Source organism: Sphingomonas mucosissima (genome assembly GCF_002197665.1).
Classification (GTDB): Bacteria; Pseudomonadota; Alphaproteobacteria; order Sphingomonadales; family Sphingomonadaceae; genus Sphingomonas; species Sphingomonas mucosissima.
The window spans coordinates 399,440-423,154 of the sequence record NZ_NBBJ01000003.1; the positions used below are offsets into that span (position 1 = coordinate 399,440).

Here is a 23,715-nt window from a genome sequence, read left to right on the forward strand (position 1 = left end):
TATGGCGTCGCAACCGATCGGCAAGTGCATGGGTGTCATCTTGTCGCGCCGACATGCCTTGGGAGAAGGCCGCCAGTTTTCTGTAGAGGCGCTGAGGCGAGCGGCCGACGTTCGGAGCGCTTGCTGACCGCCGCTCCGCAGCTGCAAGGACCGACAGCGGAACGTCCAAATCTCGCTCCGCTACTTGAAACGGCCGCCCTTTCGTATTCCGCTGCGCTTAACGGCGCGTCAGGCCCAGGAAAAGGTGATCCTATTGCCGACCCGAACGACTTTCCGCAGGAGCAACGCGGCGTCGTGCTCGGGATGGCGGCGGCACTGTGCATCACTGTCCTGGTCTCGGCAACGTGTCTGTACCGAGGTGTGGCAGACCCAACCACATTGGCCGAACGCCTGATTGTCACAGGGGGGCAGATGTGTTCGTGTTGTGCTGGCTTGCCGTGACGATCGGCAATGTCGGGCGACTGTGTTTTGGTCGCGCCAGTGGACGGCTATTCGGACGCTTGAGCTCAGTCTAATCGCTCATCTTCGTAGAGTGAGGCCTGAGTCGAACAGCAATCGCGCGCGGTAAGTGAACGGCTCAAAAATTCGGCTGTCGAAAAAGAACCCGTGGCCCGCAGGATACCTTAACCTCGCAGCAACAAAGAAAGGTACCGCTCAGGTCCCAACCGCAGTCTTTGTGCACATCGCGGCGAGTTCGCCCACGCCGATTGGCCGGGAGAGCAGGTATCCTTGAAGCGAGTTGCACCCAGCTTCAGTCAGAAACGTACTCTGCTCGGCCGTCTCTACGCCCTCTGCGGTCACTTGCATGCCGCTCGCCTTCGCCAGGTCGACGATCGCTTGAATGATCGCGCTCCCCCCCGCTTCGGCATCGATGCCGTTGACAAAGCTCTGATCGATCTTGATCCGATCGACGTCGAAGTAGCGCAGGTGGGTGAACGAGGAATAGCCGGTTCCAAAATCATCAAGGGCGATCTTCACGCCTCGAGCGCGAAGCGCGGCGAGGTTAGGTTGGCAGTTCGCCACGCTCTCGATGAAGCTTGTTTCAGTGATTTCCAGTTCAAGCCGCGACGGCTTGAGGCCGGTGCGCTCAAGGACAGCAATCACGCGTTCGGCGAACTTTTCATTGCGAAGTTGAACCGCCGACACGTTCACCGAAATCGAGTTGAGCGGCAGCGCTACTGCGGCACGGCAGGCCTCTTCTAGCACCCACTCACCAAGCGGTTCGATCAGGCCGGTCGATTCCGCCACGGGGATGAAGGTCGAAGGCGACATCAGGCCCTTGTGGGGATGCTGCCAACGCACGAGTGCTTCGGCGCCAGTAATCCTGCCGCTCTGCGCCGAATAAAGCGGCTGATAGACCACGTGCATCTCGTCGCCGGCTGCAATCGCGGCGCGAAGGTCACGCTCGATCTCGCGTCGGTGACGAATGCTGGCGTCCATCTGCTCGGCAAAGAAGACATAACGCCCACGCCCGGCCGCCTTTGCCTCGTAGAGAGCAATATCCGCCTTGCGCGCCAGTTCGGTCCGATCGCGAGCATCGGTTGGCGCCATCGCGACCCCGATGCTGACGCCGACGTTGAGCTTGGTTCCGGCCAGAAGATACGGCTCGCTGACCGCCTCGACGATCCGCATGCACAGCACTTCCGCTTCGGCGACCGAGGCGACGCCGGTCTGGATGATCGCGAATTCGTCACCGCCGATTCGCGCAACAACATCGCTCGAGCGGGTAGCGGCGACCAGACGCTTCGCCATGGCGCAGATCAGCTGATCCCCGGCCGGGTGGCCCAAAGTGTCGTTGACATGCTTGAAGCGGTCCAAGTCGAAATAAAGCAAGGCAACGGAGCGCGAGCTTTGATGCGCTTCGGCCAGCGCACGGGTGAGCCGCTCATCGAACAGCGCGCGATTCGCCAGCCCGGTAAGCGCATCGTGAAACGCCAGATGCTGTGCTTGCGCTTGGCTGGCCTCAAGTTGGAGCGTGCTGTGCCTGATACGCCGCAACAATAGCAAGATCGTCACGAGCATGATCAGCAGCGCGCCAACGGAATAAGGCACGATCTGCTTGATCATCAGCGCGCCAGGACCGAATGGCCGCCACGTAAAATATCCGAGAAGCGCGCCAGAGTCCGAGCGTAGCGGCACGGAACGGTAACCATCGTCCGATCGCGCAGACGGGGCAAAGCTCGCCTGATCAAGCTGATATTCTCTGCTCATCCCGGCGGCGAAATCGGCGTCCAGGTAGCGCACGCTGACATGAACATATACGCGATCGGGCACTTGGCGCGGCGCGCCGTGTTCGAAGATGATCGGCTTGACGCTGACAATTGCCGGATGGTTGCGGATCATCGCGAGGTCAACAACACCGGGGCTTTGCTCAGCCTCGTTTAACTGCGTTTTCGCGGGCAGGCGCAATTTGGCGTGCAGCTTGGCAATCAGCGGCGCAACGACCGGTCGGGTAGGCTGATAATCAGACGGCGATCCGCGCTTGCCGCCGCGCATGGTGTAGATCGGGTGATCAGAGCAATCGACAATATATGCCTCGTCGTGACTATAATAGGTGTGCAACCAAACCCCGAGATTGGCGTCAAGCCACGGCCAATCAGGCTGGGAGCTGCGCACCTTTTCAACTGCTTCGTCCCAAACGGTAACGGCTTCCTGGTCATGCGCCACTTGCGCCATGCTTTGCTTGAGTACGGTCGTCGCCAAAGCTTGCTGCCGATCGGCAGCCAGTTGGTTCGCCTGTCGAGCTGCCAGCAGCATGACGGCGGCGAGCACGCCGGCAAGCACGAACACCGCCGCGATGGCCGGCAGGGCGACGCGCGTGAAGAAGCGCCACTGACGGTCGACAGCCGGATGACTCGAAGGGGTGCCGAACATCAGCGGCGCGTAACAACAAAGCACTTAAAGACGACTTAAGGGCGTCACGAGAGAGAGCTGAATGTCGCTCGCTTAACGCGATCTTCAGTAGCTTAGCTCAGAGGAGCTACGTGCCTAGCTTCTCTGCGCAAATGCTCACATCGTCATCGATTGTTCCGGGTCCGCGCGGCGGGCCGGGCAGATCGCGCGCTATCTCTTTTTACTTGGGTGCAGCGTCCCGCTGCGATGCCACTTTGCGCTGCACACTCGGGGCGATTGTCGCAGCAACCCTCGCACCAGCGCCAGCGGCTGGACAATCAGCCGATGAGCGTCCGTCCTCGGCCGAGGCGCCGGGAGATATCCAAGTCACCGCGCAGCGGCGACCCGAGCTGAGCCGCAAGACGCCGCTCGCGCTTGCCGCATTCGACGGCGGCTTCATCGCCCGTACCCGTATCGACGACGTCAAAGACCTTGCCATCTATGCTCCTGGATTGAGCGGCAATTCCGAAGACAGCTATATCGACAGTCTCGCCATTCGCGGCATCGTTTCGAACGATTACGGCATCGGCGGTGATCCGGCGATTGGACTGTTCAAGGATGGGGTTCACCAGGGCCGCAGCGGATCCGCGGTCACCTCCTTCTTCGACATCGCACGCGCCGAGGTGCTGCGCGGTCCGCAAGGCTTCCTGTTCGGGCGCAACGCCATCTCGGGCGCGATCAGCGTCATTACCGCGAAACCGGAGCTCGATCGCACCGCCGGCTATGTCGATGTGGCGATCGGTCAGCCGAGCCGGTTCGAGGCGGAAGGCGCGATCAACCTGCTACTAGGACGCTCATCGGCCCTCAGGATCGCGGGTTATGGCGTTCGCGCCGATGGGTGGATCGACAATGCGTTCACGCCGGGCAACGATCGGCTGCTGGGGCAGAACAAGACGGCTGGGCGCATCTCACTGGCGCACGAACGGGGCGCGGTACGCCTGCTGTTGACCGCCGAACATGAACGCCGGCGGCTCGACGGCACCGTCTATCGCGGTTCGAACGACGATCGTGAGGTCCTCGACTATCTCGACCAGACGCTCGGCACCGCCGTGGTGATCCGCGGCGATGCGCGCTCGATCGACAGCGACCTTGTCGAACCGCGCGACCGGGGATCGATCACCAGCATCACCGCGCAGGCTGATTTGGAGCTCGGCTTCGCCACCCTCACATCGCTTACCGGTTATCGTGGGCACAATTTCTCGTACTTCGAGGATTACGATGGGACGGCGCTCCCGCTCGGGACCTATCGACAGTGGCAATCGGGGACCTACGCCAGCCACGAATTCCGGTTGGTCTCCCCGGGCGGGGGGTTGCTGAGCTGGTCGGCCGGCGTGTCCGGTTATCGTGAGCGCGTGCGCGCGCATTATGACGACGAGGCCGCCGAAAATCTCGTCTGCGTCGCCGGCTATGGCTATTCAGACTGCGAGGAGCTGACGCAGGATCTGTACGGGACGTCGTTCACGCCAAGCCCGGACGGCATGATCGTGCAGAGCAACGCGGCCCGCAATGTCGCTACCGGGCTGTCGGCGTTCGCCGACGTGAACGTCAGGCCGATGCCACGGCTGCAGCTGGGGGCCGGGCTACGCTACACCTGGGATCGCAAGGACTTCTCGCTCAACATCCCGCCGACGGAGAGCAGCCTCGGCAACATCTGGACCTTCAGCTATTATACGCTGGGCGCCGTCAGCGACGCGCGCTCGTGGCATGGGCTGACGCCGCGCTTGTTCGCGCGCTACGAACCGAGCGATCAGATCAACCTCTACGCAAGCGTCACGAGGGGTTACAAGGCGGGCGGGTTCGGCACCTTCACGGTGGATGCACCCGCGCCGATCCCCGAGTTCGGCGAGACACCGGCGGGCACCCGTCCCGATGCGTTCGACCCTGAGACGGTGTGGAGCAAGGAGCTCGGCGTCAAAGCCAATGTGTGGAGCCGCCGCCTGCAATTTGATGTGGCCGCTTTTCACTACGTCTACCGCGACCTGCAGACCAATCACTGGGACACCGCGACGAGGACGCAGCAGGTGATCAACGTGGGCAAGGTCAGTGGCTACGGCGTGGAAGCCGCGGCGACCCTCCGGCCCACCCGGTTCTTCGACGTCTACGGCAACGTGACCTGGACGCGGACGGTGACCAGCGGCGATCGAGGCTGCACATCAAACGATTGCGGCGGGCTCGCCAATCCGACCTGGGCGTCGAACGGGGTGGCAACGGCACATTACCCGCTTGTGTCCGGCGAGCTCTTCCTGTCGGGAGAGTGGAGTTATCAAGGCCGCCGCCGCGAGGCGTTCGACTGGCGCGGCGTTACTCGGCGTGACGCTTATGTTGCCGTCAACCTTCGCGCGGGATTTCGGCTCGGAAGCCGGCTGGAAGTTGGCGCCTATGTTCAGAACCTCTTCGACGCTTCTTATTATCAGGGAGCGTCAAACGGTGGCGATCTCACCCCCGCGAACTGGTGGGGCGCATCACAGCCGCGCAACATCGGCATCAACCTTCGTCGCAGCTTCGGCGGCTGATCGCACCCGAGCCGGAGCGTGAACAGATGGTCCTTCGGGGGCCTTCGCACGCCCGCTAATCCGGTGCGGTCACGCGAAAGCGAGGAGGCCAACCGAGCCGTCGACAGCGGGCGCCCACGCCGCTGCCTCCCGGCATCACCATCCGCACCCTGGTGGCGGCGGCGCGGTTGGAGCGCACTCTAACAGGCTGGTCATATTCGGCCGAAGGCGCCCTGGTCGCGGGCACTAACCGCTAAGTAAGGCTTTCCGGCCAAAGGCTCGCTCGAAGGAGGAGCCCGTGCGACTTACGATCTCAACACGCGTGTCAATCGCTTGCGCCGCTGTGATCGTATTGGCCTTGGTCCTCCTGGCGATCGGTCTCACCGTTAGCGACAAGATCCACGATGCGGACGCAAGCATCGCTTCAATGAGCGAAGCTTTACGCATCGAAGATCAGCATGATCAGGCGCAGCGTCGGTTGCGTCTCGATGTCGGTGATGCCACGCGAGAGGCGGAACGCGGGATCGCTATCTCTGTTGCCCGGTGGGAACAGCTTTCGAAACAGGCGGATGCTTTTGAACGCTTAGCGTCCAGACCTCTAAAGCTGATGAGAACCGACCGCAGCTTTCGGTGGGACCAGATCAAGGAGGCCCGGCGAGCAAGCATCGATTTCGCTCGCATTTCAAAGGCACTAATCCGAGTCGCTCGGCAGGAGCCCGGCCTGATCAAGAGGACGATGCCGCGCTTCGTCTTATCCTTGAAGCACCTTGAAGCCAGCCGTAGCGAGGCTCGCGAGACGCTGGTGCTCGGTATTTGGCGAGCCGCCGAAAAGAACAGGCTGGAGAGCCGTAGAAGCATCGTGGAAGTGCTTATTGGCGGCCTGATTACGGTCGCCATCATCTTTGGCATGGCGATTTGGCTTCGACGCAATCTCTTGTTGCCTATTACCGGCCTGGCCGCCCGCCTGGGTGAGTTCAGGATGGGACTCGGCGACGGGCAGATTGATGGTCTCGATCGCAAGGACGAGCTGGGCGATTTGGCCCGGGGATTATTTGAATACCGTGGTGCGGTCGAAAGCCGCCGCACGGCAGAGCGCCGCGTCGAGTTCCTGGCGCATCATGATATGCTCACCGGACTGGCAAATCGCCTGTTGTTCGAAAGTCGCCTCGCACACGAACTATCGCGCAGTGAGCGAACCGGCGACGTGGTGGCGGTGCTGGCCATCGACCTTGATGATTTCAAGGCGATCAATGATCGACATGGTCACGCCGGCGGTGACCAGGCCCTGAAGCGCGCCGCCCATCTTCTGTCCTCCTGCGTTCGTCAGGACGATCTTGTTGCCCGGATCGGCGGGGATGAGTTCGCCATCATCCAGGTCGCTCATGCGCAGCCGAACGCGGCGGAAATGCTAATTTCCCGGATCTTCAAGGAAGTGCGGGAACTCGCGAGCGAAGACATTCCGATCAGGATGAGCATCGGTGCGGCGCTTTCAGAGCCGGGGCAGGCAGGCGAATCTCTGCATGAGCTCGCCGACTTGGCGCTTTATCGGGCAAAGGCAGATGGCAGGAACACTGCCCGCTTTTTCAACAAACACCTAAAGGAAGAGGAAAGCCTTCGCTTGATGCTGGCCCGGGATCTCGAACAAGCTATCTCGGGTGACCAACTCCGCCTTGTTTTTCAGCCAATCGCCGACGCGGGGTCCTTGCGGATTGTCGGATATGAGGCTCTGTTGCGGTGGAAACACCCGACCTTGGGCGACATCGCGCCCGACCTCTTCATTCCGGTAGCAGAGTCGACCGGGATAATAACGTCAGTTGGAAGTTGGGTTATCAGCCGCGCACTCGCCGCGGCTTCATCATGGCCACCGCACATGGTGGTGGCTATCAATTTGTCGCCGCTTCAGTTCCGATCCGGTGATCTGGCTGACGAAATCATCGAGGCAGCGCGCCGCTGGAATGTCGCACCGTGTCGACTTGAGCTGGAGGTGACAGAAAGCGCCACCTTGTTAGGCTTCCAACGTGACAACGTGCTTGTTGCCTTGGAGTCGCTGAAGAATCACGGCGCGAAGGCGGTGATGGATGACTTTGGCACCGGACACTCGTCACTCAGCAACCTTAAGGACTTTGCCTTCGACAAGATCAAGATCGACCGGAGCTTTGTCGCCTCCATGCTGACGCATGCACCGTCGGTTTCGATCGTGAAAGCAATCATCGGTCTCGGGAAAAGCTTGGGCCTTACCATCTTGGCGGAGGGGGTCGAAACTGAGGAGCAGCTTGCAGACCTACGTGCTTGGGGCTGCAATCAGGTGCAAGGGTACCTGATCGGCAAGCCCGCGGAGACGATTATAGGTTCGAGTTTAGCGATGCCGGTCAGCTCAAACATAAATAGCTTTACAGACACCCTTTAGTTGAGTAATTTTCCAGGTGCAAATCATCCTGAGCTCTTGCCGACTCATGTTTGTGCCAATTACTTGCACAGGAACGATATCGACCCAGTTCTTGACGCGATCTTAAAAGTTTTCCAATAATAAGTTATATCCGAATATATCGCCTCAATTGCGGGCAAGACTGTGCAACGGGCCCGGCAGCATCGCCGGCGTCAGCGAGCCTACTTCGCCATCCGGCCGCGTTTGCTTGTAATTGTCGCGCCAGTTGCCCAGCATCGAGCGGGCTGACTCGGCGACGCGAATAGCGTGCTGATCGGGCATTTGCCGCACGACTGACCATTGAAGCTCTGTTCGACGCTTATCCCGACGAAAACATCGCCTCGACTGTGGCCAGAGTTCCGTTCCGGCACTGTCGAAGCAATCGTGCGCCCGCAGATCGCGAAGCCGACTGTCGCCGAGCTACTCCGCTCGATCCGCTGACAAGCGCGTCTCCGCGGCCTGACGCGTCCGAGCAAACGAGACATCCGCTAAGACCCCGACGGTCATTAAGCTTCTGCCTTTTGGTGTCAGCCTCTTGGAAATGAAGAGGTCGTTCTGAGGCGAGACGGCGAAAGCGTTCGGACCGCGAGGTGACGCAGGCGTCCGTCTGGCTTTGGTAAAAACAAGGAAAGCGACAGTCGCTCGTTCGTTGAGCGACCGACAGTGTCAAGCGCCGGCGCTCCCTCCACTATCATCAAGGACGGTAACATGCCTCACTTCCCTCCTCCCGGTCCGCTTGGCTTTGGCGGCGCGCCGCTCGGCAACATGTTCGAGCGCGTTGACGACGTGACAGCTGAGGCCGCGCTGGTCGCCGCTTGGGACAGCGGCGTACGCTACTTCGACACTGCGCCGCATTACGGCAGCGGCTTGTCCGAACACCGCTTCGGCAACGTGCTGCGGCAATACCCGCGCGAGGACTTTACCCTCTCGACCAAGGTCGGCCGCCTGCTCCGTCCCGATGCGGGCCGACCGGACAATGCGCCTTTCGTCGATGGTCTGCCATTTCGCGTACAGCCCGACTATTCATACGACGCGACGATGCGCTCGATCGAGGACAGCTATCAGCGGCTCGGCCTTGCCCAGATCGACATCGCCTTCGTCCACGATCTCGCCGCCGACCATCTCGGTGACGCATGGGAGGAACAATTCGAAATCGCGCGAACCGGCGCGTTTCGCGCGCTTACGCAACTACGCGAAGTGGGGGCCCTCAAGGCCTGGGGCCTTGGGGTTAACCTAACCGAGCCGTGTATTCGCGCGCTGGAGCAGGCAGACCCCGACGTTTTCCTGCTCGCCGGCCGCTACAGCCTGCTCAACCAGCCCGCGGTGGAGCGCTTGTTCCCGATGTGCGGTGAGCGCGGCGTACATGTCGTGATCGGCGGCCCATATAATTCGGGTCTGCTCGCGGGCGGACGAACCTTCGATTATAAAGACGCGCCACCCGAGATGATCGCGGGACGCGACCGGATCGCCACGATATGCGATCGCCACGGTGCCGACATCCGCTCTGTGGCGCTGCAGTTCTGCGCCGCGCACCCGGTCGTCGCAGCGATCATCCCCGGCGCGAAGCGCGCGGAAAAGGTGACGGAGAACGCGCGGTTGATGGAAGCCGTCGTTCCGGCCGCGGTTTGGCAGGAGCTGAAGCATGAGCAACTCATTCCCGCCGACGTGCCGACGCCGAATTGAGTCACGGTACGACTATGGAGAAACGACTGATCGGACTGTCGCCCGGCCCGCGATTGTTCGATCAGTCTGTATGTCTGGCGTATCAACTTTGTCCGTGCGCTTGAGGCCTCGCCAACAGTCCGGACCTGTGGGCTTGACCGTCGCGTTACGCCGACTATTCGCAGCCTCTTAACCGGGGGCGCCAGCGTGAAGACCCGTGGCGCTTTCCCAGAGACCGAACTTGTTTCCTGCCTAGGCGCTACCTCGATTTTCACAGGAGCATCAGTGCCGACCTGGCGCTACCGGTGTTTCCCGATCCGGACCTTAGATCAGGCCGCGTCGTCCAGGCCGCGGGGCCGTCCCTCGTTTGTCATGGCAACGTAGGTGAACACGCCTTCGGTAACTTTCTCTGCTTCTTTGGTGCCCCGCACTCGGGTCCACGTCTCGACCTTGACCTTGATGGACGTCGATCCCTCGTCTTCCCATGAGCAGAAGCAGCTTACCTCATCGCCGACAGATATCGGCCGTAGGAACCGCATGGCGTCGATTGCGACTGTGGCGACCGGCCCTGTCGCTCGTTCAACAGCGAATGTCGCCCCGGCGAGGTCCATCTGCGATAGGGTCCAACCGCCGAAAATATGGCCGCTGGGGTTCGCGTCCCTAGGCATCGCGATGGTTCGCAGGTGAGCGCCGCCCGGAGGGTTTGGAAGTGTGTGCATACTGCGGCAACGACTTCAGGTGAAAAGGTGTCCGAAGCTTGGCACCTATCTTGCGCGAGCCTCCACATCGCCGATCGCCGCAACGACCTGCTCAGGCACTGCATAGTGCAGCATGTGCCCTTGGTCCGGCACGATCCGCAACTCCGCTTCTTTGATGTCACCAACGAGGCGCTCGGCGTGCTTGTCGATATGGACGATGAGGTCCCCTCGCCCGGCCATGATGATCACCGGCAAAGTCAATTCGCCATAGCGGCGGCTCACCGCCAACGCACTGGGCACCATCAGGGCTGCGTCAGCGGAGCTTGCATGGATCTGCGACGGGCGCAGGGCCAGTGCCTTTGGAAAGTCAGCAAACTTGGGGGATACGGGCGCAGGCGCAAAGCTTGCTCTAACCCCGATGGAACCGCTGAGAACACCCAGCAATGGACCTACCGTGTAGGTAAGCAAGTCGCCGACGAGCGGTATGGCAGGCACCGACCCCGAAATAACGTCGGGGCGAGCAGTGCCGTAATAGTAACCCGACAGCAGCACCAAAGCTGAGACGACGCCCGGATGGTCAAGCGCCATCGAAAGCGCCACCAGCGTCCCCCAGCTGTGCCCCACCACCACGGCGCGATCTACGCCAATTGCAATCAAGGCCTTTGCGATCAGCTCTGCCTGCGCGGCTGGCGTCCAAACAGTTGAGCGCGGGCGCTCGCTATAACCGTATCCTGGACGATCAAAGGCGATGACCCGATGCTGCTCGGCCGCGAGCGACAGGACGCCGCTGACCTCAAAGTCCTGCAGCATGACCCCGTCACCGTGGAGCAGCACAACTACGGCACCCTCACCCCGGTCGAGATAGTGCAGCCGGACACCGTCGACCTCAACAAATTTGCCGGCGGGCGGCGTTTGTCTCTCGGCACGTTGGGCGCTTGCCCGGTTGTATAATGCGGTTCCGACGATCGCCGCAGTGCCTGCTCCCGTGGCGAGCCATCCCCTGTTCTGAACGATCCACTCCCTCCAGGCAGACTCGCGGCGGGGAGCGGCGGTGGAGGCCACACGCGACTTACGATTGGGCTTCTGTGTCATAGCGATGTAAGCGCTTCGCAGCATCCGAAGTTGCTGCCATCTCGCGGAGGTGCCAGGATTGGTCAGCGAGCGGATCTACCCGCCGGCGCCGCCTCTCGATCAGCTTTCCGGCAGGGAATGCGCCTGGGTTGTCCATGAGGCGGTTCGGAGGCGCTTCCGAACATCGGTAATTCGTTCAGGTGCCACTTGGCCGTTGAAGTGATCCAATAGCGGAATCAAGCTCGCGGCTTAGGCTGAAGGTGTTGCGGAGCGTTCTTCGCGTAAGTGTCCCGACACGGCGTCCGATTAGCGCATCTCAGATGGCGGCATGGAAACGGAACGCGACGAACTCACCCGCGCCGTTCTATCTGTTGACGCGGATACGCGCGGAGTACGCCTCGTTTACACCGCAATATCGCTCGAACGTAGAGGCTCGATCATCTTCAATCTCGTCTTCGCCGTGCCAGCGCTGGTCGTCTTGGTTCGTTGGTTGTGGCCACTTCCGCTTCCGTTCTGGGCCAAGATACCCGTCGCGCTCATGACGCTTGGCGCGTCGCAGTTTCACCTGTGGAGCCGGCTCTCGTCGGGGTCGGTGTTCGCCCCCGAGTTCCCGCGCTCGTTCGTGATCCTGTTCAACTGGGCGTTTGGCGCGCTGCTCCTCCTTGCTGTCCTTCAGCTTCTCTTGGACGTCGGCGCCCTGCTGACGATGCTCGTCCGGCGCGAAATGATCCGAGAGCCTGACTGGCTCCGCTATGCCGCAGCACTGCTGGCGGCGCTCCTCGCGGTGATCGGCGTCGGCAACGCTCTTCGCATACCGCCGGTCAAGGACGTGGCGGTCGTGATCCGCAACCTTCCGGCCCCTTTGGACGGGTACCGCATCGTCCAGCTCACGGATCTTCATATCAGCCGCCTGTTTACGGCGAAGTGGGCAAGGGCCGTCGTCACTCGCTCCAATGCGGCTGGCGCCGACCTGATCGTCGTGACGGGCGACTTCATCGATGGCTCGGTGCAGATGCGCAGGATGGACGTGGAGCCGCTCAGGGACTTGCATGCACCCGACGGGGTGTACGCGATCCCAGGCAATCACGAGTATTTCTTCGACTACCATGCGTGGATGCGTCACCTCTCGAGCATGGGCATTCGTATGCTACCAAACGCCCATGCCGTGATTCAGCGCGGCGATGCTCGACTAACCCTCGCCGGTGTTACGGACTTGTCGGCGCCGAGCGTCGGCGAGGCTGCCCCTGACCTCGGCCTTGCCCTCAGAGGCGCTCCTGCCGAAGCGCCGATTGTTCTTCTGGACCACCAGCCGCGAGACGCTCGAGCGGCTGCGGGGCGCGGCGTCACGCTCCAGCTGTCGGGACACACGCATGGTGGCATGATCAAGGGCCTGGACCGGCTTGTCGCGCGCGGCAACGCCGGGTTCGTATCGGGTCGCTATGAGTTAGGCGGCATGACGCTTTATGTGAGCAATGGCACTGGGCTGTGGCCGGGTTTCGCGCTCAGGCTCGGCGTGCCTTCTGAGATCACGCGGATCACACTGCGACGCATGTAGAGTTTGACGTTGGCAACCGCGTCAGATCACCCCATGCCGGAACAAACATCGGCATGAATGTTCAATAATCGCTTATTCAGCGCGGCTTGCCGTTTCTCTACACCGAATGCTCGCTCACGTTGCTCAGCCGCGCCTTTCAACGGTTTAGACGGCTAGACGGAACGGCAACTGGTGCGACTATCACCCGATCGGCATGCGTCGTCGCAAACGTTCTAAGTCTTGAACGCAAACACCTGGAGGCGTTTTCAAGATAAAACGGCCGGGGCCAGGGGGGGAGATGCGGGAGTACGCGCCGCCCCCGATGCGGTTCGGTCAAAGCGACGGTCGCCAATCAATGCAAGTGAAGCGCGTCGTTGATGATGTAGTGAAGGTCGGTCTGGTCGAGCAGGCCGCTGACGTTTACGCCGCGCGGGCCATAAGCGGCGATGCGCAGCTGCGTGCCGGTATGCCCCTGCGAACCTTCTTCCGCCGTGCCGTAGTTGACCGTCATTAGCCCGCCCTCACGCGTTCTCAGCGTAGCGGTCAGGCCAGGCGCGCGCGTGCCGTTTCCGATGATCTGGCTGGTGTGGGCATGGTCGGACGTGACGATCACCAGCGTGTGGCGGTCCGCCTTGGCAAACGCCATCGCGACCTGAACGGCTTCGTCTAGATCAACCGTTTCGCCGATCTGCCCGCAAGGATTGGCGGCATGGTCCTGCTTGTCGATCGACGCGCCTTCGACCTGGAGGAAGAAGCCCTTCCGATTGCCCTTTAGCAGAGCGATCGCCTTCTGCGTCATCGCGGCGAGCGTCGGGATATTGGCGTTGCGCGCGGGATTTGCAGCGCAGGTAATGGCAGGCTTGTCGATATTGCCGTGGTAGCTCGCCTTCGGTCCCGTCCAGCGGACAGGCATGTGCCCTTCCGAGAAGATACCGATCACCGGCGCCCCGTCATCGGCGCGCGTCACCGTTTCCAGCTCGGACGCGTTCCGGACGAACCGATAGCCGCGCGCCAACGCTTGCTGGGAGAGCGTCATGCCCTTCCACTTGCCCGCGGTCGCGACCGCAGCGAAACTGGCCGCGCCGCCGCCCAAGACCAGGTCTGCGCGCGTGTCGAGCAGCTGTTCGGTGATCGAGCCTGCGCCGCCATTCTCCAGCGCGTTTTGTGGGCAGGTCTTGAGCGTGGTGGCCGGCGTGTAGCAACTGCGGTGCGTTACATGCGCGAGCAACGCGCCGGGCGTGGCGTCCTGGATTTCGGCCGTCGACACGTCGCCGGTGGCGAGGCCCCTCGCCTTGGCGCGTTCCAGCAGCGTCCGGTGGGGTCGACCCGCGATATCGACGCCGATCGCGCCGTTATAGGTCTTCACACCCGATGCCCAGGCGGTGGCCGAGGCCGCGCTGTCGGTCACATAGTCTGGCTTCCCGGTTTCCCGATCGAGCGCATAATGCGTGTACTGGCCGGTGAAGGGCAGCGCGTCGATCCCCTTGAAATAGCCTCCCGCGCCTTCTGAATAATTTCGCGCGATCGTGATCTCGGAATCCCCCATGCCGTCTCCGATCAACAGGATGACGTTGCGCACATCGCCCCGGACACTCAAACGGGCATATTGGTCGCGCATGTCGCCTTTCAGGCGACGTGCCCCGCCAGGTTCGCGCAGGTCGCCGCGCGCCGCCCGCGAGAGGTCAGGGCCGCCTTCCTGCGCGAGTGCCGAATGGCACGTGCAGGCAAGCACGGCGACGAGGGCAAGGCGAGCGAACATGGCGGAACTCCGGGGTTGGGAAGAGCGCCATACCGGCGGCCCCTTCCGCGCAATAATAGATTTCGACTCTTGTTCGTCGTTGCGGCGCCTGCGCTGGCGCCGCGATCAGGATGCTGACCAGCGCCTCTACGGAAGCGCCGGCCAGCGAACGACCTCAAAACTGGGCGCGCACGCCCAGGCTGATGCGGCTGCCCGACGCTTCATAAAGGACAGGGAACAAAGGATCCATGGTATAGCCCTTGGTCTTCGCGTTGCCGATGTTGATGCCCTGAAGCTCGACGCGAAAATTGGGGGTCAACTGGTAGCTCGCGGCGAAATCGAACTGCCCATAGGCGTCGCGATAGACTGGGTACATATTGCGCTCGACCCGCTCCACATAAGCGCCCTTGCGATTGTAGGACACCCGCAATGACACCGGCCCGCGGTCATAAAAGACCGTGGCGTTGTAGACCGTATCAGCCAGGCCGACCGGTGAGGTGTCGATGCCAAGATCCGACTGGCCGGTAAGCGAGCTGTCAAGGAACGTCGCATTGGCGTTGATGCCGAAACCATCGGCCCAGTCGGCGAACATCCCGAACGGAACCACCGCGTTCAGCTCGATTCCGTTGATGTCGTACGATCCCTCGACGTTCACCGGCTGGTAGACGTCGAAATCGTAGACACCATCGACCGTCCCGTTGGCATTGTACTTAGTGACGCCGGGCACGGTTCCGGTCAGGCGGTTCTGGACGACACCCTTGATCTTCTTCCAGAAATAGGATGCAGCCACGATGCCGCCGCGCCCGAAATACTTCTCCGCGCCGACCTCCCACTGGTCGGCAAAGGTTGGCTTCAGGTTCGGGTTGCCGTCGGTGAAGCGGAAATCGTTGAAGCTGGCAGTGCGCTTGTAGGCAAGATCGGTCAGCGCCGGGCGGATCAACGTCTGCGATGCCGCTGCACGCAGGAACAGGCTGTCGGTCAGCTCGGCATGTGCGTTGAACGAGGGCAGGAACTTGTCATAGCGCCCGGTGCTCGAGACCGGAGCGTCGGTGTACCCCGTGCTGCCGTCCGGATTCTGGATCTGGAAGAACCCTTCCGACCGGATGGTGGTGCGAAGATAGCGTCCGCCCACATTGACGAACACCGGTACCGCGACGTCGAATTGGAAGTCCGCCATCGCATAGGCCGCGACCGTCTCCTCGCGCACCTTGTAGTAATTGCCATCGGAAAACGGCGTAACGAAGCCGTCAGGACGGAAGAAATCGCGCGCATAGTCGTTGGAAACCTGCGACCAGTTCAGATCCCGCACCTGATATGCCTTGCCGCCGGCAATGTCGGTGACGGGCGTGAGCGGGCTATCGGCCAGCGTGCGTTTGTTGACGTAAGCCGTGCTGCCGCGTGTCGGCCCCTGGATCCTTTCTTCGCCATATGCGCGCTCGTTGGTCTTGTTCGTGTAGCGCGCGCCCACATGGATCTGGCGCAGGAAGCGTTCGCCGAAATCATATCCGACATCGGCCTGCGCGGCATATTTGTCGTCCTGGATACGCTCGCGCTGCGTTTCATACGCCTCGAAGAGGTAGGAGGCAGGTGCGTTGTACATGTCGATCGTGCGCGGATTGTCGCTCGGAACCGTTTCGCCGCCAGTTTTGGTATAGCGGGTGCGTGACGGCGCGTAGGCGACGTGCTTCAGATTGGCACTGTCGAGCGTCTTCTCGGCGCCGGAATAGCCGCCCAGCACGTTGATCTTCCAGCTTCCAGGAGTCCAGTTCATCTCGGTGCCGAACTGGCGGTAGTCGGTTTCGCGAATGAACTCCTTGCTTAGGAACTCATGCTGCGTGTTGGTGTACGAAACGTCACGCAGGACCACGATCCCGTCCTTCGACAAAGTCTTCGCGTCGAACTCGTGGATGGTCGCAAGCGTCGAGTTGCTCGATGCCGAATAGCCAGCGGCATCATATTCGTCTTCGGTAACGTCGTAGGACCCGAGGAATGCATCGACCGACAGGCTGAACTCATTGCTGGGCTTGTACTGGACCGAACCGGACAGGCCAAGGCGATCCTGGTCATTCTGGTAGACGCGGTCGCCAACCTTGTCGAGGAAGACGATACGGTTCTTGTCCGCGTTAGTGAAGGTGATGCCGGCGTCGCGCTGAAGCACCGCGAGCGCCTGGTTGCGATTGGCACCGGTGCGATCGGTCCAGCGCGCGATCGGACGAAAGTTGATGCCTGAGTTGCTGTCGGTGCGGTTGGTGCGTTGCTGCTTGGCCGCCGACACTAGCACGCCAAAATCGCCCAAGGTGTGGCTGGCGAGGAGGGAGAAGTTCGGATCGACCTTCTCCGAGATCGAGTTGTACGCGCCTTCGACACTGCCGACGAGACGCAGGCCCGGGTTGTCGAACGGCCGCGCGGTCCGGATGTAAACCGACCCTGCGATACCGCCTTCCTCATCTGCGGCGGTCGGCGACTTCTGAACGGTGACCGACTGGATCAGTTCGGAGGCGAAAATATCGAACTCAACGTCGCGTCCACCCGACCCCGACGCGGTGGCCAGCTTGTTGATGGATACGAATGTAAACTCAGACGGCAGTCCACGAACGTTCACGCGCGTACCCAGCCCGCGATTCCGCTCGATCGCCACGCCCGGCACGCGCTGCAACGCTTCGGACAGGTTCTGTTCAGGAAAATCGGCGATATCCGTAGCGACGATCGAGTCCGAAAAGCCGATCGTATTGCGCTTCAATTCGATCGCTTCGTCGAGGCTGCGGCGATAGCCAGAGACTAGAATATCGGCCCCGTCCGAATTTTCGCTCACCGGATCTTCGTTGGCGATCGCAACGGGCGCGACCTGCGCAGCGACAGGCATGATGGTGAGGGCCGCAAGGGCGGTGCCCAGAAGAAGATGTGCGGAACGCGCGCGGTTGAAACTGAACGGCATGAATTGAACCCCCCGTGACGATTGGATGTCCATCGCTAAAGGCCTGAGACAGGCGCCTGCCGCTCCCGAACCGTACTGGTTCGGAATCGCGGCGCTGCCGACGAGCATGCAGCAATGATCTTGACCCGTGACCCGTGGGCCCGGTGCTTACCCCCCTAACCCAACTCGCAGCGTCGCTGTCGGTCGGTTGACGACGCCCGTGGCGAAGGGATGTGACGTGCTCGTTACGGGAACGCGGTACTCGACGTGTCGGCGCGATACTGCATCGCTTTGAAGGCTAGGCACGGCGGACGCCGTCGATGATCCAGCAGATCTAACATTGAATATGCGCGAAGTGATCCAACTTGCAGAGCATGTGAACCTGGTTGACGCCCACTTGGCGATTCGGCTTCATCACTTCCACTGCGATCAGCACGCGAGGAAGTTTTCTGCATTCGATGCGGGCAGCTATGGAGGTCAATGACCGGCATGGGGGCGAGCTGCCATTCTCGGAGTGGATGGTGAACTTCGCATCTGCCGTAGAGATCAGAACAGTATTGATCCTCCCAGTGCAAATCGAAGGTCTGGCGTCGCCTTGGTGAGCCCAGCTGCAAAGATAAGATCAAGCTGCGTTCGCCTGGTCATTTGCAATGACGCCGAATGTGCCGCCAGAACGTGAGTCTCGCTCCCCATCGGATCATTGTCTTCCTCCACCGATACTTCGCTGGCCAATGTTATCGCATCTGAAACGTTGTAGCTGAGGCCGACCACGCCACTGTAGTTACGATGGCGACCTTGGCCATCCTCGTCTGTAAGCGCCGCAACTCGGCCGGTGAAAGCGAGGTTAACTGATTCAGACAGGTCGTAGGTAATTGGCACCTCCACCCCTGCGCCCCAATCGCCACTGCCAATTGGCTGACGCCCCAGCGGGAGGATAGCGAATGGTTCGACACCGAACGACAGACCATCACCATCAGGATTACGGAGATTCCGTCGTACCGCTAATCGGACATCCCCGATGGCGTTGATCTGGCTGACCCTGCCTGAACCTTTGCGCCGCTCTCGATCCGTGCCGAAGGCTGTCCAGCCGATCTGCACCTCTGTTTGCTTACCTATACCTATTCTCGCCAGCAGGTCCGCGATGATGAGCTGGTCCTCGCGTTCTAACGCGTTGCTCTCACGCTGCCAGTCAACAAGGGAATATTCGAATTGCACATGCCCGGGGTTGGTTGTGCAGGCAGAGGATCCAAGGCTGGGCCGATTGGGACAGAAGCGCAGGTCCGGGCTATCTGATGCTCCACCCATGCTTCGAGCGCTATCCTCAGCCAGCGCAGGCGAGGCCGCCAGAACACCAGCGGTAGTCAAGTTTATCAAGAATGCGAGCGTCTTCATCGCCTGCCCCCCTAGACACCCGGTACTCAGCTGCCTGAAGCTCAGGCTTACACAGGCAGGAAAATGATCGCTGATAATTTTTGCAGGTGAAAGTGGCCCCAAGCCTTTCATCCTGCGGCGAACAAGCTTCCCATGACGTTCTGGCCCATATCCCCCCCCTTCCGCTCCGGAGCTACCGCTTGAAACAAAGTGCAGCACGAAACCTCACCGTGCGGGCTGTTCAAATGAGCGACAGCTGCACAAGCAGTGCGTCGAGCTCGGTGTCGTAAGGCAGAGCCTCCGCAATACGCTCGTCGAGAGCGGCAGCCGATTTACCCAGATCATGAAGGCACAAGGTGCCCGCCATGCCTGCAATCCGGTGAGCGATTTTCTGCACTTCCACGGGCGGCAAGGTGCCGCTGCGCAACGCTGCTGCGTCCTCTCGGCAGCGCGCCAGGAAGCGCGCCTTGAAACCCTGCAAACGATCCTGGATATCTTGGGTCACAGGAACTGTCTCGCTTCGGCTGCGAGGCCCATCGGATCGAATGGCTTCGCCAGAACACCTGCGGCACCCAGCGCCAGCAATCGCTGGACATCGCGCTCGGAGGTTCGGGCGGTGATGAAGACGATCGGCGTGTCGCCGCTCTCGGGCTGGGCTCGCAAAGCGTGCAGGGTAGCAGGGCCGTCCATCACCGGCATCATGAAGTCCAGCAGGATCAGCTCCGGCTGCCAGGTCCGCGCAACGGCGACCGCTTCTTCGCCAGAGGCGCACAGCCGCACCTCCAGCTCCGGATCCAATCCGAGCGCGATATCCGCAATCTCTCGAATGTCTGGCTCGTCATCGACGTAAAGTACGCGTATCATGGCGCTGTCCTCGCGGCATCCTGCTGCCACAGATGGTGAACGGTGGCGACCAGCCGGTCGATCGGCGTCCGCGACTTGGTAAGATATGCCTGCACCGACGCGGCCACTTCGGGATCGGCATCCTGCGCCGAGAATATGATCACTGGCACGGGCAAATTATCCACACGGCGCAGATCGGGTAGTAGATCCAGCCCTGATCCATCCGCCAGACCAAGATCAAGGATTGTGAGATCATAGGTGCGCGTGCTCAGCAGCCGCCGCGCCTCCTTCACCCCGCCCACTGACTCCACTTCCGCCTGACCCTCAAGCGCGGTTGCCACCAGCCGCAGGACGTCGGGGTCGTCGTCCACGTGGAGAATGCGCGGCCTGCCGCTACGCTGCCGCCCGTCCAGCGCCGCGCGGACGGCCGTGATCAGCCGATCGAGCGGCAGCGGCTTTTGCAGCCAGTCGACGATGTGTAGCGCCTCCGCCTCGATTCCGTCCTGCCGGCTATCTACCGAAATCATGAATATCGGGACTGCCTGCACGGCGTCGATCTGACGCAGCCCGCGCACGAGGGCGATGCCGCCGCCACTGGGCAGATTGGTATCGACCAGGATGACGCGATATTGGCGCTCCTGTGCGGCCATCATCGCCTGGGCGCTGCTGTGCACGATATCGCAGGCAAGCCCGGTTGCGGTGAGTGCCTGAGCCATTTGCTTCGCGAGTTCGGCGTCTCGCTCGCAAATCAGCAGGCGGTCGACCAGACCCTCCGCCTCCTCTGGCGTCGCGGCGGCGAGATCGACCCGAAAGCACGTCCCTTCTCCAGGCTCGGACACGAAGTCGATCGATCCCCCCAGACGTGTGACAATATCTTTGACGATGCTGAGCCCCAGCCCGGTGCCGCCCTTTTCCCGCGCGTCCGAAGAGTCGGATTGGGAAAACCGTTGAAAGATGCGCTTCCGAAAGGCTTCATCGATGCCGCGCCCACGATCAATGATGCTGATCCGGTGTTGTCCACGTCCGGTCTCCACGGCGATGCGAACTGTCTCGCCCCTAAACGAGAATTTGATCGCATTGGATATGAGGTTCGCGAATACCTGCATCAATCGATCTGGATCGGCCCATACGAACGTGCCCGCGGGGATGGACTCGAGGTGCAGCGTCACTTGGTATTTTTCGGCATAGCCTTGGTGCAGATCCACGGCTTGCTGCAGCAAAGGGGCGAGATCCAGGTAGCGATTGGAAAAAGTCATGCGGCCTGAATCGACTTTCTCGATGTCGAGAATGTCGTTGATCAGCCGGATCAGCCGATCGGCATTGTCCCGCGCGATATGGATGAGGCGCTGCGCCTTGTCGGGCAGCGCCCCGCCGGCGCCGCCGACCAACAAGCCAAGTGACCCGGAGATCGAGGTCAGCGGCGTGCGCAGTTCATGGCTGACGGTGGCGACGAATTCGCCCTTCACGCGCTCCGCGCGCTTGCGCTCCGTGATGTCGCGCGCCACCGCGACATAATGCACACCGTCCGACAGGGCGACGGCCGAAACGGCCACGTCGCAGGCGAATATCTCACCATTGTTATGCCGGCTCTGGACTTCGTGGATCATTCCCGGCTCCCCGCTGACCAGTCGCATGCTGCGCAGATAGGCGGCCACCTGCCCGGGCGGGGGCTGCGTTTCGAACAGCATGCCGATGTCACGTCGCAGCAGCTCGTCCGGCGTATAGCCGAACATGCGGGCCGCGGCTCGGTTCATCGACTCGATACTGCCGCTGGGATTGAGGATGAAAATTCCGTCCATGGCACTGTCCAGAATCGCTTGGCGCCGGCGGGACAGATCATCGAGGCGCTCGAATGCGCGCCGCCGCGAGGAAAGCGCGCGCAAAACCACGAGCCCGCACACACACAGAATGGCGGCCAATGCGGCAAGCAGTAGAAAGCTGTTGCGGCGCATGGCGACCTGCGCCTGCTTCGACTGGGCGGAAACGGCAGCGAGCCGTGATACTTCGGCGCGGGTTTCTCGGCTGATCTGTGCCCGAATGCCGTCCATCAGCTGCTTGCCGCGGCCGGATCGTACCATCGCAAGGGCTCCGGCCGGATCGCCCTCCTGGAAGCGCGCCAGCGTCTGGGCGGCGAACACCGCCTTTTGTTCAGACAAGCGTTTCAGCAGCTGCATGTTTGCATGCGCTTCTGCCGAGGCGGGCATGGCCGCGAGGGCGTCGAGGCCCCGTTCCGTGCGGCGCAATGCTTCTTCATAAGGACGTAGGAAGGAGCGTTGCCCCGTCAGCAAATAACCGCGCTGCCCGGTTTCCATGTCCTGGTGATCGGACAAGACGGTTTGCAGCAACGTGCGTCGGTGGTGCGAGCGTTGAACCTGTTCATAAAGGCGGGATTCCTCGAGACCCTGTGCTTGCAGCATCACGGCCACGCCGACCAGCAAGGCCACCAGCAGCGTCGCAATGCCACTCGCCCATAAGCGCCCGTTGCGGCTGCCGGTCATTCCGGATCCTTCTGATAAACGCGGACGTAATCGACCTCGAGCCGGGCAGGCAGCGCTGCCGCGTCAATACCCTGCGCACCGCCCCAATGCCCGCCAATGGCCAGGTTCAGGATTAAATACATCGGTGTGGCGAACCGTATGCCGAGATCTGAAACACGCACCGACAAGCCGATGCGATCGTCAACACCGATGCGAACCCACTCCTCGGTCCAGTGAAGCTGGTAGCGATGGAACGTGTCGCAGGCGTCCGGCAACTGGGTCACGCCATTCGGGTGATTGGCGGCACGGAAGTTACGATCCGGCGTCTGCACGGAATGATGAACGGCACCTGGTTCGGACCCGACATGTTCGGCGATGTCAATCTCCCCGCCGTGCCAGCGCCCGGTTTCGCGCTCGGGAAGCAGCCATATTGCCGGCCAGGTACCGCGCCCGCATGGCAAGCGCGCGCGCAGTTCGAAGAAGCCCGTGCGCCAGCTTTGGCGACCACGGGTGACCAGCCGGCCAGAGGTAAACTCCTGTCCGCCCCAATCGGGATAATCCGTCCGGTTCAACCGCTCGGCATGTGCCTCGATGATCAGGCGGCCGCCTTCGAGCCGGATGTTTCGGGAGCGGTTGCGGGAGTAATATTGCGCTTCGCCATTATACCAGCCTTGGCGATTGCGATGGGTTTCGTAGGTCCAGCGCTGCGGATCCGGCTGATCACCCGTGTCGAACTCGTCCGACCAGACCAGGCGATAATCGGCCGGGCGCGTCAGCATGGGAGAAAGCGGCTCTGCGGCTATCGGCAGCGGAGGAACAGCGGCGGGAATGCAGCCAAGCAAGAGCAGCGGCCCCAAGGCCGCATAGCTGCGCATTCCCGGTCGCCCGGCCATGGCGCCCGCCGCCTAGAAGAGCCGGCTGATGCCAAGCGCCGCATACGGCCGAGCCTTGCGACCTGCCTGTTCGCTGGCACCGGCCGAAAACTGGCCTAGCCATCCCCCCCCAAGCGCGGTTGCGACATGCCCGCCCAGGCTGCCGCGGGTATAGGTCGGATCGCCCTGCACAATCCCTTCCAATCCGACGCGCGTCTGGCTTCCTTCGTTCAACAATCGGGTCAGCCGGAGCTGGCCGATATAGGATTCGTTCCGGATACCCCAGGTGCCGAACCAGCTGGTCTGCCATCGATTGCCGAGCGCGCCGTCGGTCTGCACCCCCGCGTCAAAGCGGGTGCCACGCAGCTTGTTGCTGGGATCGTCGGGATCAAGGCTGATGTCGGTGACGCGCGGCCCGGCGGCCACATTGGCCCATCCCCAATTGCCGGAGAATTGGTATACCAATGCCACTTCGGCGCTGATGTAGGTCGCCTCGATCCGTTCGTTAGTGCGATAGCGATAGGTGCCGCCATTCACCCCGCCGCGTACGGCCAGCCCATCGCCCAGCGAATTGCCGGGCAGCGCGACCAGCCCGCCGATGAAGCCGCCCTCGCCGTCACCCGCCGCGGCGCCAGCATAAACGACACCCTTGTTCTGCGCCTGCGCAACGCCGGGCGCCGCTATCAAGACCAGAAGTTGAACCAGAGACCTGATTTTCACGAACAA

General features: G+C 61.7%; 16 protein-coding genes. 4 read left to right on the forward strand and 12 right to left on the reverse strand.

Annotation, left to right across the window (positions count from 1 at the left end; all coding sequences use genetic code 11):
* Positions 1-654 precede the first annotated feature (654 nt).
* Positions 655-2,874: a putative bifunctional diguanylate cyclase/phosphodiesterase gene (locus SPMU_RS11515; protein WP_088334006.1), complete on the reverse strand. Its 2,220-nt coding sequence runs from the start codon at positions 2,872-2,874 to the stop codon at positions 655-657.
* A 233-nt stretch (positions 2,875-3,107) separates the two neighbouring features.
* On the opposite strand from SPMU_RS11515, the gene SPMU_RS11520 reads away from it, so the two are divergent.
* Positions 3,108-5,405 (forward strand): TonB-dependent receptor, encoded by a 2,298-nt coding sequence (locus SPMU_RS11520; protein WP_169715703.1) that lies wholly within the window; start codon positions 3,108-3,110, stop codon positions 5,403-5,405.
* A gap of 277 nt (positions 5,406-5,682) precedes the next feature.
* Positions 5,683-7,791: a putative bifunctional diguanylate cyclase/phosphodiesterase gene (locus SPMU_RS11525; RefSeq protein WP_140418462.1), complete on the forward strand. Its 2,109-nt coding sequence runs from the start codon at positions 5,683-5,685 to the stop codon at positions 7,789-7,791.
* 144 nt (positions 7,792-7,935) lie between these two features.
* Here the strand turns inward: SPMU_RS11525 and SPMU_RS16950 are convergent, their stop codons facing one another.
* Positions 7,936-8,091: a hypothetical protein gene (locus SPMU_RS16950; protein ID WP_169715704.1), complete on the reverse strand. Its 156-nt coding sequence runs from the start codon at positions 8,089-8,091 to the stop codon at positions 7,936-7,938.
* A 426-nt stretch (positions 8,092-8,517) separates the two neighbouring features.
* Here SPMU_RS16950 and SPMU_RS11530 point away from each other — a divergent pair, with 426 nt between their 5' ends.
* Complete coding sequence (locus SPMU_RS11530; RefSeq protein WP_088334009.1) at positions 8,518-9,492, forward strand: aldo/keto reductase; 975 nt, start codon at positions 8,518-8,520, stop codon at positions 9,490-9,492.
* A 308-nt stretch (positions 9,493-9,800) separates the two neighbouring features.
* On the opposite strand, the gene SPMU_RS11535 is transcribed toward SPMU_RS11530, so the two are convergent.
* Both SPMU_RS11535 and SPMU_RS11540 read right to left on the reverse strand, forming a co-directional pair.
* On the reverse strand, positions 9,801-10,190 hold the full coding sequence (locus SPMU_RS11535) for a hotdog domain-containing protein (RefSeq protein WP_088334010.1): 390 nt from the start codon (positions 10,188-10,190) through the stop codon (positions 9,801-9,803).
* Between the two features lie 45 nt (positions 10,191-10,235).
* Positions 10,236-11,285 carry an alpha/beta fold hydrolase gene (locus SPMU_RS11540; RefSeq protein WP_245833144.1) on the reverse strand — a complete coding sequence of 350 codons (1,050 nt, stop codon included), beginning with the start codon at positions 11,283-11,285 and terminating at the stop codon, positions 10,236-10,238.
* A 283-nt stretch (positions 11,286-11,568) separates the two neighbouring features.
* Between SPMU_RS11540 and SPMU_RS11545 the strand changes: the two genes are divergently transcribed.
* Positions 11,569-12,795, forward strand: coding sequence for a metallophosphoesterase (locus SPMU_RS11545; protein WP_088334011.1), 1,227 nt, complete (start codon positions 11,569-11,571; stop codon positions 12,793-12,795).
* Between the two features lie 331 nt (positions 12,796-13,126).
* On the opposite strand, the gene phoA is transcribed toward SPMU_RS11545, so the two are convergent.
* From phoA to bcsS, 8 genes are all read right to left on the reverse strand, one after another.
* Positions 13,127-14,533: an alkaline phosphatase gene (phoA, locus tag SPMU_RS11550; protein ID WP_088334012.1), complete on the reverse strand. Its 1,407-nt coding sequence runs from the start codon at positions 14,531-14,533 to the stop codon at positions 13,127-13,129.
* Between the two features lie 154 nt (positions 14,534-14,687).
* Positions 14,688-17,447 carry a TonB-dependent receptor gene (locus SPMU_RS11555; protein ID WP_088334141.1) on the reverse strand — a complete coding sequence of 920 codons (2,760 nt, stop codon included), beginning with the start codon at positions 17,445-17,447 and terminating at the stop codon, positions 14,688-14,690.
* 525 nt (positions 17,448-17,972) lie between these two features.
* Complete coding sequence (locus SPMU_RS11560) at positions 17,973-18,818, reverse strand: transporter (RefSeq protein WP_169715705.1); 846 nt, start codon at positions 18,816-18,818, stop codon at positions 17,973-17,975.
* 220 nt (positions 18,819-19,038) lie between these two features.
* Entirely contained in the window at positions 19,039-19,302 is a 264-nt protein-coding gene (locus SPMU_RS11565) for an Hpt domain-containing protein (protein ID WP_088334014.1), read from the reverse strand.
* A complete protein-coding gene (locus SPMU_RS11570; protein ID WP_088334015.1) occupies positions 19,299-19,661 on the reverse strand; it encodes a response regulator in 363 nt (120 codons plus the stop codon). Before SPMU_RS11570 ends, SPMU_RS11565 begins: the two co-directional genes overlap by 4 nt.
* The gene (locus tag SPMU_RS11575) at positions 19,658-22,138 is read right to left on the reverse strand and encodes an ATP-binding protein (protein ID WP_088334016.1); all 2,481 of its coding nucleotides are present in this window, start codon (positions 22,136-22,138) and stop codon (positions 19,658-19,660) included. The genes SPMU_RS11570 and SPMU_RS11575 overlap by 4 nt, the downstream gene beginning before the upstream one ends.
* Positions 22,135-22,992 (reverse strand): glycoside hydrolase family 16 protein, encoded by an 858-nt coding sequence (locus SPMU_RS11580; RefSeq protein ID WP_211275779.1) that lies wholly within the window; start codon positions 22,990-22,992, stop codon positions 22,135-22,137. The genes SPMU_RS11575 and SPMU_RS11580 overlap by 4 nt, the downstream gene beginning before the upstream one ends.
* 30 nt (positions 22,993-23,022) lie before the next feature.
* Positions 23,023-23,709 (reverse strand): cellulose biosynthesis protein BcsS, encoded by a 687-nt coding sequence (gene bcsS, locus SPMU_RS11585; protein WP_169715706.1) that lies wholly within the window; start codon positions 23,707-23,709, stop codon positions 23,023-23,025.
* Positions 23,710-23,715 lie beyond the last annotated feature (6 nt).